The organism is Mycobacterium sp. 852014-52144_SCH5372336, from assembly GCF_001665615.1.
In the GTDB taxonomy this organism is placed as follows: Bacteria; Actinomycetota; Actinomycetes; order Mycobacteriales; family Mycobacteriaceae; genus Mycobacterium; species Mycobacterium neumannii_A.
In genome coordinates, this window is sequence record NZ_LZSW01000018.1 from 118,534 (window position 1) to 131,676 (window position 13,143).

Consider the following 13,143-nt stretch of genomic DNA (forward strand, 5'->3'; position numbering starts at 1 on the left):
GCGCGGATGATCCGCGGCGCTCGGTGTGACGATCGAACGGGGTCGATTATCGCCTTCGGCGATGCGGCAAGAGGCAGAACAGAAGATGCCGCTGTGCCCACTGTACAGGGGCATCGGCGATCGGCGTAATCGGCTAAGGCAGCAAGCCGTGCAGCTCCTCGACGAATCCGACGATTTCACTGCGGTCGGCGGAAAGCGGCTGCAGCAGAAGCGTCGTCGCACCGGCTTCGGCGAATGCGGCCAGTCGCTCCTTGACGTACCCACGTGGTCCGACCAGCGACACGCTGCGCACCAGTTCGTCCGGCACCGCCGCGATCGCCTCGGTCTTCTTGCCCGCTAGGTAGAGGTCCTGGATGGTGTTGGCGACCTCGCCGTACCCGTAGCGGGTGGCCAGGTTGTGGTAGAAATTGCGGCCGCGCGCGCCCATACCGCCGATGTACAACGCCAACTGCGGCTTCACCCAGGACAGCCGGTCATCGACGTCCTCGCCGATGGCCAGGGGAGCGCTGACCATGACGTCGAGTGGGCCCATCGAGGGGTCACGTTTGGCGAACCCGGCGCGCAGCGCCTCACCCCACACGGCGTCGGCCTGTTCAGGGAAGAAGAACACCGGCTGCCATCCCTCGGCGATCTCCGCGGTGAGTTCGACGTTCTTCGGCCCCAGGGCGGCGATTGTGATCGGAATACGTTCGCGTACAGGGTGATTGATCAACTGCAACGGCTTGCCCAGGCCGGTGCCCCGGGCCCCGGGTCCCTCGCTGGGCAGCGGAATCTGATAGTGCTTTCCGTCGAACTGCACACGCTCGCGACGCCACACCTGCCTGCAGATCTCAACCACTTCGCGGGTGCGCCCCAGCGGCGCGTCGAACGGCACGCCGTGAAAGCCCTCCATCACCTGCGGGCCGGACGTACCGATGCCGAGCCGGAAACGGCCGCCGGAGACATAGTCGAGACCCGCGGCCGTCATCCCCAACAACGTCGGCGTGCGGATGTAGATCGGCACCACGCCCGTCCCGAGTTCCATGCGCGTCGTCCTGGCCGCCAGGAAACCGAGCTGGCTGATCGCGTCGTAGGAGTACGCCTCGGCCACCAAGGCGAGATCGACGCCGACCTTCTCGAGCTCGACGACCTGATCGACGGCCTGGAGAAACCCGTCGGTGTAGTTGAGGAAGATCCCGGTGCGCATCATCGAGTTATACACCCAACCGGTTGGTTGGTCACCCTCAGGGCTTCAGCAGCGCGACGACCTTGTTCTCCAGGTCCACTGGGTCTTCGGCGAACGGGTCGACGTTCGGGGCCTTCGGCAGGGCGATGTCGGGATCGGCGAAGTCGCGGTAGGTCTTGTCGCCGGTCAGGGTGTGCAGCAGGTAGCCGGTGATCAGCGCCCGCACCACCTTCTGGGTGCTGCGGTCGGCTCCTGGCAGGCCGACGGCGCGGGCCAGCCGACGACCCTCGATCAGCCCGCCCGGCTTGGCCCCGTTGACCGTGCGCAGCGTGGCTTTGTTCCACGTCCGGGCCAGCTCGACCGCATTGGAGCGCAGCGTCATCGGGTCACCCGGACCGCTGAGCACCAGGCCGGGGACCTGCAGCGCCGCCGCGGGCTCCTCGGCGGGTGGTGACGTGACTGTGGGGAAAATCGCAACGACGGCTTTCGGCTTGACCGGCATCCCCGCCGCGGTGAACACGGCTGCGGACCCGCCGAACCCGTGCCCGACGACGCCGAGCTTGTTGGGATGCACGCTGATCTCCCCCGGTCCCAGCCGGACCCCGGTGATGATGTCGAGCGTCGTGCCCAGGTCATAGGCGAAGTTCAGCGCCGACGGCGCCAATCCCGTCTCGGTCGCCGGCGCCGCCGCGACGATGCCCCAGGACGCCAGATGCTCCAGCGTGCCGGAATAGCGGTCGGCTGCGGCAAGCCAATCGTGACCGAACGCCACGCCGGGCAGGCTGAAACCGGAATCCGGGGTGAACACGACACCGGGAAGCCCGGCAAACGCCAGGTCACCTCGCAGAACGCGGTGCGGACCGCGGCGGGTCAGGGCCTTGAAGAGGTTCTTCGTGCTGGCCACCAGACGACCGTAGCCGACGGGGTTCTGAGCCGCTCTTGCACTACCCTGAATGGCTATGTGCGGAATCGTCGGCTACGTCGGGCAGCGCCCTGCCTGCGAGATCGTCGTCGACGCACTGCGCCGGATGGAGTACCGAGGCTACGACTCGTCGGGTGTGGCTCTGCTCGACGGACACGGCGGGCTCACGGTCCGTCGCCGGGCCGGGCGACTGGCCAACCTCGAAGCCGCGCTGGCCGACACCGACGCGTCCAGCCTCGGGGGCAACACCGGCCTGGGGCACACCCGGTGGGCCACCCACGGCAGGCCCACCGACCGCAACGCCCACCCGCACCGTGACGCCGCGGGCAAGATCGCCGTCGTCCACAACGGGATCATCGAGAACTACGCCGCCTTGCGGGCCGAACTCGAGAAGACCGGGGTGGAGTTCGCCAGCGACACCGACACCGAGGTCGCGGTGCACCTGGTCTCCTGGCAGTACCACCACGGCCCCACCGCCGGAGATTTCCCGGCGTCCGTGCTCGCGGTGCTGCGGCGCCTCGAAGGACACTTCACGCTGGTGTTCGCCAATGCCGACGATCCGGGCACGATCGTGGCGGCGCGCCGCTCCACGCCCCTGGTGGTCGGCGTCGGCGACGGCGAGATGTTCGTCGGCTCGGATGTGGCCGCGTTCATCGAGCACACCCGCGACGCGGTGGAGCTTGGCCAGGACCAGGCGGTGGTCGTGACCGCCGACGGATACCGCATCACCGACTTCGACGGTGTGGACGACGGTGCGAACGCGCGGTCGTTCCATATCGACTGGGACATGTCGGCCGCCGAAAAGGGCGGCTACGAGTACTTCATGCTCAAAGAGATCGCCGAGCAGCCCGCCGCGGTTTCCGACACGCTGTTGGGCCACTTCGTCGACAACCGCATCGTCCTGGACGAGCAGCGGTTGTCCGATCAGGAACTGCGTGAGGTCGACAAGGTCTTCGTGGTGGCATGTGGCACCGCTTACCACTCCGGGCTGCTGGCCAAGTACGCGATCGAGCACTGGACGAGGCTGCCCGTCGAGGCCGAGCTCGCCAGCGAATTCCGTTACCGCGACCCGGTTCTGGACAGCCATACCCTGGTGGTGGCGATCTCGCAGTCCGGCGAGACCGCCGACACCCTGGAGGCCGTGCGGCACGCCAAGGAGCAGAAGGCCAAGGTGCTGGCGATCTGCAACACCAACGGCAGCCAGATCCCGCGCGAATGCGATGCGGTGCTCTACACCCGTGCCGGACCCGAGATCGGGGTGGCGTCCACAAAGACGTTCCTCGCCCAGATCGCGGCCAATTACCTTGTCGGACTTGCGCTCGCGCAGGCGCGCGGCACGAAGTACCCCGACGAGGTGGAGCGCGAATACCGCGAGCTGGAGGCCATGCCCGAGCTGGTCGCCCGGGTGCTGGAGATCGTCGAACCGGTCAGGGCGTTGGCCCACCGCTTCGCCCAGTCGCAGACGGTGCTGTTTCTCGGCAGGCACGTCGGTTACCCGGTCGCGCTCGAAGGTGCGCTCAAGCTCAAGGAGCTGGCGTACATGCACGCCGAGGGCTTCGCGGCGGGTGAGCTCAAACACGGTCCGATCGCGCTGATCGAGGACGACCTCCCGGTCATCGTCGTGATGCCTTCACTGAAGAACGCGCCGATGTTGCACGCCAAGCTGCTGTCGAACATCCGCGAGATCCAGGCGCGCGGCGCGATCACCATCGTGATCGCCGAAGAGGGCGACGACACGGTCCGTCCCTATGCCGATCACCTGATCGAGATCCCGGCGGTGTCAACACTTCTCCAGCCGCTGCTGTCGACGATCCCGCTGCAGGTGTTCGCCGCGGGGGTGGCGCAGGCGCGCGGCTATGACGTCGACAAGCCCCGTAACCTGGCCAAGTCCGTCACCGTCGAGTAGTGGCGGGCCGGGTTGGGGACTTCAAGGGCGATCGGGCTCGCCGCCACTTCCTCGAGGTCTACCAAACCGCGATGGCAGAGCTGCCCGAGGCTGCCGAAATGCACGATGTGGCAACGTCATTCGGGTTCGTGCGGGTGTACCGGTTCGCCGGGCCGCCCGATCTGACGCCCGTCGTACTGCTCCCCGGCCGCAACGCTTCGGTCCCGATGTGGCGGGGCAACATCCCCCTGCTGCAACGGCATCGGCCGGTGATCGGGATCGACCTGCTCGGGGAGGCGGGGCTGTCGGTACAGGAGAAGCCGATCACCGGACCCGACGACGAGGCGCAATGGCTCGACGAGGCGTTCGCGGGCGCCGGGCTGGACCGAGTGCATCTGATGGGAGTGTCGATCGGTGGATGGACGGCGACCAACTACGCCGCCCGCCGCTCCGGCCGAGCCGCCTCGTTGGTGCTACTCGATCCCGTGTTCACCTTCGCCCCGGTCGCATTCAAGGCTGTACTGGCCTCGCCAGCGTTGTTCCTCCCCGGTGTGCCCGAGAAATTGCGCAGGCGCGTGCTCCGCTGGATCTCCGGCGGCGCCGACATCGACGAGGCGGCAACCGAAGCGGCACTGATCTCCTCCGGCTCAACCGATTACACCGTGCGCAAGGCGATGCCGAGGATGATCACCGACGAACAGCTGCGCGAACTGGATATACCGGTGCTGGCCCTGCTCGGGGGGCGCAGCGTGATGCACGACGCCGACCGGGCGGCGCAGCGGGCGCGACGCCTGCTTCCGCGGGGCCGGGTCGAAGTGTGGCCCGGTGCCTCGCATGCGATCAACGATGAGTACGCGGTCGAGATCGCCGAACAGGCAGTCGATTTCTGGGCCGACGCAGACGGTCGAAACTGAGCCTCGCGGCACTGTTTGCCACTAACGTGAGCAGGGATGCGGCACTACGACACCGCGGACCAGATTCGCGAGGCTGAAGCGCCGCTATTGGCGTCCCTGCCCGACGGTGCCCTGATGCGCCGCGCCGCCAACGGTCTTGCCGTCGCGATCGCGCGCGAACTGGTGCTACGCACCGGCGGAATCTCCGGGCGACGCATCTGTGCCGTGGTCGGTTCGGGCGACAACGGCGGCGATGCGCTGTGGGCGGCGACATTCCTCCGCAGGCGCGGCGCCGGTTCCGCCGCCATCCTGCTCAATCCGGACCGCACCCACCGCAAGGCACTGGCGGCGTTCAGCGCCGCCGGTGGGCGTGTCGTCGGATCGATTCCGGCGGACACCGCTCTGGTGATCGACGGCGTGGTGGGAATCTCCGGGTCCGGGCCGCTCCGGCCGAATGCCGCCGAGGTGTTCGCCGCCGTCGACGAAGCGGGCATTCCGGTGGTGGCCGTCGACATCCCCAGCGGCATGGACGTGCAGACCGGGGCCACCGACGGGCCCCATGTGCGGGCCGCGTTGACCGTGACATTCGGCGGTCTCAAACCCGTTCACGCACTGGGAGAATGCGGTCATGTCGAGTTGATCGACATCGGTCTGCAGTTGCCGGCGTCCGACATGATGTCGTTCGACGCCGTCGATGTAGCCGCTCGCTGGCCGGTGCCCGGTCCGACCGACGACAAATACACCCAGGGGGTCACCGGGATCCTCGCCGGCTCGGCCACCTACCCCGGCGCCGCGGTGCTGTGCACAGGTGCGGCCGTCGCGGCGACGTCGGGCATGGTCCGGTACGCCGGATCCGCCGGGCGGCAGGTTCTTTCGCAGTGGCCGGAGGTGATCGCCGCGCCGAACGCCAGCGCGTCGGGGCGGGTGCAAGCCTGGGCCGTGGGGCCCGGCCTGGGTACCGACGACACCGGCGCGGCTGCCCTGTGGTTCGCGTTGGACAGCGGGCTGCCGGTGGTCGTCGACGCCGACGGGCTGACGATCCTGGCCGCGCACCCCGATCTGGTCGACGGCCGTCAGGCCCCGACCGTGTTGACGCCGCACGCCGGTGAGTTCGCGCGCCTGGCCGGTTCGGCGCCCGGCGACGATCGGGTCGGCGCCGCCCGCAGGCTGGCCGACCGGTTGGGCGTCACCGTGCTGCTGAAGGGCAACGTGACGGTCATCGCCGAACCCGGCGGCCCGGTATACCTCAACCCCGCAGGCCAATCGTGGGCCGCCACAGCGGGTTCCGGCGATGTGCTGACCGGCGTCATCGGCGCGTTGCTTGCCGCGGGCTTACCCGCCGGCGAGGCGGCCGCCGCCGCCGCGTTCGTCCACGCCCGCGCCGCGAACCTCGCTGCTTCCGATCCAGGACCGCATCCCGCCCCGACTTCGGCGTCGCGCATCCTCGCTCACGTCCGAACCGCCCTAGCCAGTCTGTAAGCCAGTTTGTAACGAGAGGAAATCCCATGTCGCCCACGCGTCCTCACGCGCCGCAGGTTGCCCCCGCCTACACCGGGCGGCTGGCGATGGCGCCGGTGCCGTCGCTGCGGTTGCCCGACGATGCGATGGATCCCGATGCCGCGTACCGGTTCATCCACGACGAACTGATGCTCGACGGCAGTTCCCGGCTGAACCTGGCCACGTTCGTCACGACGTGGATGGACCCGCAGGCCGAACGGCTGATGGCCGAGACGTTCGACAAGAACATGATCGACAAGGACGAGTACCCGGCGACCGCCGCGATCGAGCAGCGGTGCGTGTGCATGGTGGCCGATCTGTTCCACGCCGAAGGGCTGCGCGACGACGACCCGTCGAGTGCGATCGGTGTTTCGACCATCGGTTCCAGCGAGGCGGTGATGCTGGCCGGGCTCGCGATGAAGTGGCGGTGGCGAGACCGCGTCGGCGACAAGTGGAAGGCTCGCACACCGAACCTGGTGATGGGCGCCAATGTCCAGGTGGTCTGGGAGAAGTTCTGCCGCTACTTCGACGTCGAGGCGCGATACCTGCCGATGGCCGAGGACCGCTACGTCATCACACCCGAACAGGTGCTCGAGAACATCGACGAGGACACCATCGGTGTGGTGGCGATTCTCGGCACCACCTACACCGGGGAGCTGGAACCCATCGGTGAGATCTGCGCGGCGCTCGACAAACTCGCCGCGGACGGCGGCCTGGATATCCCGGTCCACGTGGATGCCGCCAGCGGCGGCTTCGTGGTGCCGTTCCTGCATCCGGATCTGGAATGGGACTTCCGGCTTCCGCGTGTGGTGTCGATCAACGTCAGCGGCCACAAGTACGGCCTGACCTATCCCGGGATCGGCTTCGTGGTGTGGCGCAGTGCCGAGTACCTGCCCGAGGGCCTGGTCTTTCACGTGAACTATCTCGGCGGCGACATGCCAACGTTCACGTTGAACTTCTCCCGGCCCGGCAACCAGGTCGTCGGGCAGTACTACAACTTCCTGCGGCTCGGCCGTGGGGGATATTCACAAGTGATGCAGTCGCTTTCGCAGACAGCGCGGTGGCTTGGTGACCAACTGCGCGAAAGCGAACACTTCGAGGTCGTCGCGGACGGATCGGCGATCCCGGTGGTGAGTTTCAAGCTCGCCGGCGATTTCGGTTACACGGAGTTCGACATCTCGCAGGGCCTGCGCGCGTTCGGCTGGCAGGTACCGGCCTACACGATGCCGGAAGGCGCCACCGATGTCACGATGCTGCGCATCGTGGTGCGGGAGGGGTTCTCGGCGGACCTGGCCCGAGCGCTGCACGACGACATGGTCACCGTGCTCTCCCAGCTAGACGAGCTCAAACCGCGCGGCCACTTCAACCAGTTCCGGCCGTTCGCCCACTGACCGTCGGGCCTCCGCCCGTCGTCTGGGACAATCGGCCGTGGTGAAACGACGATGCACACGACCGAGCTGACGACGCCGACCGCGACCGCGGCCCCACAGGCGGTGGTCGACCTCGACGCGATCGCCCACAATGTGCGGCTGCTGCGCGACCTCGCGGGCACCGCGCAGGTGATGGTCGTCGTCAAGGCCGACGGATACGGACACGGCGCCACCCAGGTGAGCCGGGTCGCGCTCGCCGCGGGCGCCACCGAACTCGGGGTGGCGACCGTCGCCGAGGCGTTGGCGCTGCGCGGGGACGGCATCACCGCTCCGGTGCTGGCCTGGCTGCATCCGCCGGGCACCGACTTCGCGCCCGCGCTGGCCGCCGACGTGCAGATCGCGGTGTCGTCGGTGCGCCAGCTCGACGACCTGCTCGACGCCGTCGCACGGAGCGGGCGCAGTGCCTCGGTGACCGTCAAGGTCGACACCGGGCTGAGCCGCAACGGCGTCGGTCGTGACGACTACCCGGCGATGATCGCGGCCGTCAAGCGGGCGCAGGCCGACGGAGCGATCAGCGTACGGGGGCTGATGTCGCACCTCGTGCACGGTGACCGGCCCGACGATCCGCTCAACGGCATACAGGCGCAGCGGCTCACCGAGATGCGGACCTACGCGGCCGAACAGGGCGTGCAGTTCGAGATCACCCACCTGAGCAACAGCCCGGCCGCGATGACACGGCCAGATCTGGGCATGGACCTGGTGCGCGTCGGTATCGCGGTGTACGGCCAGACCCCGATACCCGAGCGCGGGGACATGGGCCTGCGTCCGGCGATGACCTTGAAATGCCCTGTGGCGCTGGTCCGTTCGCTGCGCGCGGGCGACGGCGTGTCCTACGGGCACACCTGGGTCGCCGATCGTGACACCGCCGTGGCGCTCTTGCCCGTCGGGTACGCCGACGGGGTGTTCCGCCCGCTGAGCAACCGCATCGACGTGATGATCAACGGCAGGCGGTGCCGCAACGTCGGCCGGATCTGCATGGACCAGTTCGTCGTGGACCTCGGACCGGAAGGCGGGGCCGCAGAAGGTGACGACGCGATCCTCTTCGGGCCGGGCACCCACGGTGAGCCGACGACCCAGGAGTGGGCCGACCTGCTCGGCACCATCAACTACGAGGTCGTGACCAGCCCGCGTGGCCGCTTTGTGCGGACCTACACCGGATCGATGGACAAGACATCTTGATGGACAACGAGATTCCGATTCCGCGCCGCCGCCGCAACGCGAACGGGCGCTGGCTCGCGGGCGCAGCCGGCCTGACCGCGGTCGGCAGCGCGGCGGGAATGTCGGCGGCGCGCTCGCTGCGGCGTCGACTCGACACCGTGGACCACTACAAGGACGAGGATTTCGAACTCCTCGACGCCGACCGCAGCTCCGTCGTCACCACACCCGACGGCGTGTCGCTGGCGGTCCGCGAGGTCGGCCCGCAAGACGCGCCGCTGACGGTGGTGTTCGCGCACGGATTCTGTCTGCGCATGGGCGCCTTCTACTTTCAGCGCGTCAGGCTCACCGAGCAGTGGGGACCCCAGGTCCGGATGGTGTTCTACGACCAGCGCGGACACGGTCAGTCCGACGAGGCGCCGCCGGAGACCTATACGGTGGCCCAGCTCGGGCAGGATCTCGAGGCTGTGCTGGCGGTCGTGGTTCCGCGTGGCCCTGTGGTGCTGGTCGGCCACTCGATGGGCGGGATGACCGTACTGTCGCACGCGCGCCAGTTCCCGCACCACTATCCGAAGCGGATCGTCGGCGCCGCGATCATCGCCTCTGCCGCCGAAGGGGTTTCGCGCTCGCCGCTCGGTGAGATCCTGAAGAACCCGGCACTGGAGGCGGCCCGATTCGCGGTCCGGTACGCGCCCAAGATGGTGCACCGAACCCGCGGCGCCGCGAAGTCGGTGATCGCGCCGATCCTGCGCGCCGCGTCCTACGGCGACGAGAAGATCAGCCCGAGCGTCGTGGCGTTCTCGGAACGGATGATGCACGACACTCCGATCGCGACGCTCGTCGAATTCCTGCACGCGCTCGAGGTGCACAACGAGATCGACGGCCTGACCACGCTGGCCAAGGTGCCGACCCTGATCGCGTGCGGCGACCGCGACCTGCTGACGCCGATGGAGTACTCGCAGGCCATGGCCGCGGTTCTGCCGAAGGCGCAAGTGGTGATCGTCGGCGGCGCTGGACATCTCGTCCAACTCGAACAACCCGAGGCGATCAACGAGGCACTGGTCCGACTCGTCGAACGCGCGACACCGTCCAAGCTCGTCGCGTTGACGAGGCGGGTGCGCGAGAAGGTCCGCCACAATGGGTGAACGCAGCTCGGGCACGGCCGAACTGTCGACCGCAGAGGACACCGTCGCGCTCGGCGCCGAACTCGGTAGACAACTGCACGCGGGCGACGTCGTCGTCCTCTCAGGACCGCTCGGCGCGGGAAAGACGGTGCTGGCCAAGGGTATTGCTCAGGCGATGGAGGTGGAGGGCCCGGTGATCTCACCGACCTTCGTGCTGGCACGCGTACACCGGGCGCGCCGATCGGGTGCGCCGGCCATGATCCACGTCGACGTGTATCGCCTCCTCGACCACCCGTCGGTCGACCTGCTCGCCGAACTCGACTCGCTGGACCTGGACACCGATCTCGACGACGCCGTCGTGGTCGTCGAATGGGGTGAGGGGCTGGCCGAACGGCTCTCCGACAGCCACCTCGACGTGCGGCTCGAGCGTGCCCGCGACACCGAGGTCCGCACCGCGGTGTGGGAGTGGAGCAAGGCGTGAACGTACTGGCCATCGACACCGCGACACCCGCGGTGACGGCGGGCGCGGTCCGTCTCGACGGAGTGCAGGTGCTCGCCGAGCGGGTGACGGTCGACGCTCGGGCGCACGCCGAGCAGCTCACCCCGAATGCAGTGGCGGCGCTGGCCGACGCGGCGCTCGGTGTCGACGAATTGGACGCGGTGGTCGTCGGGTGCGGCCCGGGACCGTTCACCGGCCTGCGCGTCGGGATGGCGACCGCCGCCGCTTACGGGCACGCGCTGGGCGTCCCGGTCCACGGCGTCTGCAGCCTGGATGCGATCGGTGTGGACACCGTCGGCGACGTGCTCGTGGTGACGGACGCGCGCCGTCGAGAGGTCTACTGGGCACGCTACCGCGACGGGGTGCGTACCGACGGACCCGCCGTCTGCGCAGCCGCGGACGTGCCACCAGGCGCCACGGCTGTCGCCGGGTCACCCGAGCACGCGGCGCTGTTCGACCTGCCGCGTCAGGCCCCGGTGTATCCGACCGCGTCGGGGTTGGTGCGCGTAGTGGCGGACTGGAACGCCGAACCTGCCCCACTCGTCCCGCTGTATTTACGCCGGCCCGACGCCAAACCGTCGGTGGCCAAGCGATGAGCATCGAGTACGGGCCGTTGAAGCCGTCGGATGCGGCCAGATGCGCCGAGCTGGAGGCCCAGCTGTTCGACGGCGACGATCCGTGGCCCGAGCGCGCCTTCCTCGCCGAACTCGCCGCCAAGCACATCCGCTACGTCGCCGCACGCGATCAGGACAAGCTCGTCGGATACGCCGGTATCGCCCGCCTCGGCCGAAAGAAGCCCTACGAATACGAGATCCACACCATCGGCGTAGACCCCGCCTACCGGGGCCAGGGGATCGGCAAGCGCATGCTGGCCGAGTTGCTCGACCACGCCTCGGGCGGGTGCGTGTTCCTCGAGGTTCGCACCGACAACGAAGCGGCGATCAAGATGTACGAGAGCTTCGGCTTCACCAATGTGGGGCTGCGCAAACGCTATTACCGGGCCAGCGGCGCCGACGCCTATACGATGCGGCGAGACCCGACATGACGATCATCCTGGCCATCGAGAGCTCCTGCGACGAAACCGGCGTCGGCATCGCCGAATTGGGCGCCGACGGTTCAGTGCGGCTGCTGGCCGACGAGGTCGCGTCCAGCGTCGACGAACACGCCCGGTTCGGCGGCGTCGTTCCTGAGATCGCGTCCCGCGCGCACCTGGAGGCGCTGGGCCCGACGATGCGCCGCGCGCTGCAGGCGGCCGGCGTGACCAGACCCGACGTCGTCGCCGCGACGATCGGGCCGGGCCTGGCGGGTGCCCTGCTGGTGGGAGTGGCTGCGGCCAAGGCCTATTCGGCGGCGTGGCAGGTCCCGTTCTACGCCGTCAACCACCTGGGCGGGCACCTGGCCGCCGACGTCTACGACCACGGCCCGCTGCCGGAGAGCATCGGTCTGCTTGTCTCGGGCGGGCACACCAACCTGCTGCACGTGCGATCACTCGGCGAGCCGATCGTCGAACTCGGCAGCACCGTCGACGACGCCGCAGGGGAGGCCTACGACAAGGTGGCGCGCCTGCTGGGCCTGGGCTATCCCGGCGGCAAAGTGCTCGACGAACTGGCCCGCGAGGGCGACCGGGACGCGATCGTGTTCCCGAGGGGCATGACTGGCCCGCGCGACGATCCGTACGCGTTCAGCTTCTCGGGGCTCAAGACCGCAGTTGCCCGCTACGTCGAGAGTCACCCGGAAGCGTCGACGGCGGATGTCGCGGCCGGCTTCCAGGAGGCCGTCGCCGACGTGCTGACGCTCAAGGCGGTGCGGGCATGCACGACCCTGGGGGTCGACACACTGCTCATCGCCGGCGGCGTGGCGGCGAACTCGCGGCTGCGCGAGCTGGCTGAGGAGCGATGCGCCGCCAACGGGCTGACGCTGCGCATTCCGCGACCACGCCTGTGCACCGACAACGGCGCGATGATCGCCTCGTTCGCGGCGCACCTGATCGCTGCGGGGGCCCGGCCGTCACCGCTGGACGCGGCCAGCGATCCGGGTCTGCCCGTCGTGCAGGCACAAGTGGCCTGATCTTGTCGATACCCGGCCTTGAGTGCTAGCACTCTCGTGTATAGAGTGCTAGGTGGCACGCGGCCAATCCCTGCGCCGGCACCCGCGACGACGGTGCGTGGGCACGGACGCATGCCGAACACCTGGTAAATGAGAGATCCGGAAACCCGGATCGACACCCTAACTAGTGGAGGGCTCCATCGTGGCGAGCGTGAACATCAAGCCACTCGAGGACAAGATCCTCGTTCAGGCCAACGAGGCCGAGACCACGACCGCATCCGGTCTGGTCATCCCCGACACCGCCAAGGAAAAGCCGCAGGAAGGCACCGTCGTCGCAGTTGGCCCCGGCCGCTGGGACGAGGACGGCGAGAAGCGCATCCCGCTGGACGTCTCCGAGGGCGACACCGTTATCTACAGCAAGTACGGCGGCACCGAGATCAAGTACAACGGCGAGGAGTACCTGATCCTCTCGGCACGCGACGTGCTGGCCGTCGTCAACAAGTAAGCACCCGTGTTCCGCCCCGGGA

The 13,143-nt window shown here is 68.5% G+C and carries 13 protein-coding genes; 11 read left to right on the plus strand and 2 right to left on the minus strand.

The window, feature by feature from the left end; genetic code table 11:
• Window positions 1-133: 133 nt before the first annotated feature.
• Both A5759_RS03070 and A5759_RS03075 read right to left on the minus strand, forming a co-directional pair.
• The gene (locus A5759_RS03070) at window positions 134-1,186 is read right to left on the minus strand and encodes an LLM class F420-dependent oxidoreductase (RefSeq protein ID WP_068193573.1); all 1,053 of its coding nucleotides are present in this window, start codon (window positions 1,184-1,186) and stop codon (window positions 134-136) included.
• A 37-nt stretch (window positions 1,187-1,223) separates the two neighbouring features.
• A complete protein-coding gene (locus tag A5759_RS03075; protein WP_068193576.1) occupies window positions 1,224-2,069 on the minus strand; it encodes a dienelactone hydrolase family protein in 846 nt (281 codons plus the stop codon).
• 55 nt (window positions 2,070-2,124) lie between these two features.
• Between A5759_RS03075 and glmS the strand changes: the two genes are divergently transcribed.
• From glmS to groES, 11 genes are all read left to right on the plus strand, one after another.
• Window positions 2,125-3,993, plus strand: coding sequence for a glutamine--fructose-6-phosphate transaminase (isomerizing) (gene glmS, locus A5759_RS03080; RefSeq protein ID WP_068193582.1), 1,869 nt, complete (start codon window positions 2,125-2,127; stop codon window positions 3,991-3,993).
• Complete coding sequence (locus A5759_RS03085; RefSeq protein ID WP_068193585.1) at window positions 3,993-4,886, plus strand: alpha/beta fold hydrolase; 894 nt, start codon at window positions 3,993-3,995, stop codon at window positions 4,884-4,886. Before glmS ends, A5759_RS03085 begins: the two co-directional genes overlap by 1 nt.
• 36 nt (window positions 4,887-4,922) lie before the next feature.
• A complete protein-coding gene (locus A5759_RS03090) occupies window positions 4,923-6,344 on the plus strand; it encodes a bifunctional ADP-dependent NAD(P)H-hydrate dehydratase/NAD(P)H-hydrate epimerase (RefSeq protein WP_068193589.1) in 1,422 nt (473 codons plus the stop codon).
• Between the two features lie 26 nt (window positions 6,345-6,370).
• Window positions 6,371-7,753, plus strand: coding sequence for a glutamate decarboxylase (locus A5759_RS03095; protein ID WP_068193592.1), 1,383 nt, complete (start codon window positions 6,371-6,373; stop codon window positions 7,751-7,753).
• A 51-nt stretch (window positions 7,754-7,804) separates the two neighbouring features.
• The gene (gene alr, locus A5759_RS03100) at window positions 7,805-8,971 is read left to right on the plus strand and encodes an alanine racemase (RefSeq protein ID WP_068193595.1); all 1,167 of its coding nucleotides are present in this window, start codon (window positions 7,805-7,807) and stop codon (window positions 8,969-8,971) included.
• Entirely contained in the window at window positions 8,971-10,092 is a 1,122-nt protein-coding gene (locus A5759_RS03105) for an alpha/beta fold hydrolase (protein ID WP_156616780.1), read from the plus strand. Before alr ends, A5759_RS03105 begins: the two co-directional genes overlap by 1 nt.
• Window positions 10,085-10,552 carry a tRNA (adenosine(37)-N6)-threonylcarbamoyltransferase complex ATPase subunit type 1 TsaE gene (gene tsaE / locus A5759_RS03110; protein ID WP_068193601.1) on the plus strand — a complete coding sequence of 156 codons (468 nt, stop codon included), beginning with the start codon at window positions 10,085-10,087 and terminating at the stop codon, window positions 10,550-10,552. Before A5759_RS03105 ends, tsaE begins: the two co-directional genes overlap by 8 nt.
• Window positions 10,531-11,166 carry a tRNA (adenosine(37)-N6)-threonylcarbamoyltransferase complex dimerization subunit type 1 TsaB gene (gene tsaB, locus A5759_RS03115; RefSeq protein ID WP_197505935.1) on the plus strand — a complete coding sequence of 212 codons (636 nt, stop codon included), beginning with the start codon at window positions 10,531-10,533 and terminating at the stop codon, window positions 11,164-11,166. Before tsaE ends, tsaB begins: the two co-directional genes overlap by 22 nt.
• On the plus strand, window positions 11,163-11,615 hold the full coding sequence (gene rimI, locus A5759_RS03120; protein ID WP_066849315.1) for a ribosomal protein S18-alanine N-acetyltransferase: 453 nt from the start codon (window positions 11,163-11,165) through the stop codon (window positions 11,613-11,615). Before tsaB ends, rimI begins: the two co-directional genes overlap by 4 nt.
• Window positions 11,612-12,637 (plus strand): tRNA (adenosine(37)-N6)-threonylcarbamoyltransferase complex transferase subunit TsaD, encoded by a 1,026-nt coding sequence (tsaD, locus tag A5759_RS03125; RefSeq protein ID WP_068193605.1) that lies wholly within the window; start codon window positions 11,612-11,614, stop codon window positions 12,635-12,637. The genes rimI and tsaD overlap by 4 nt, the downstream gene beginning before the upstream one ends.
• 181 nt (window positions 12,638-12,818) lie before the next feature.
• On the plus strand, window positions 12,819-13,121 hold the full coding sequence (gene groES / locus A5759_RS03130) for a co-chaperone GroES (RefSeq protein WP_046754122.1): 303 nt from the start codon (window positions 12,819-12,821) through the stop codon (window positions 13,119-13,121).
• The last annotated feature ends 22 nt before the right edge of the window (window positions 13,122-13,143 follow it).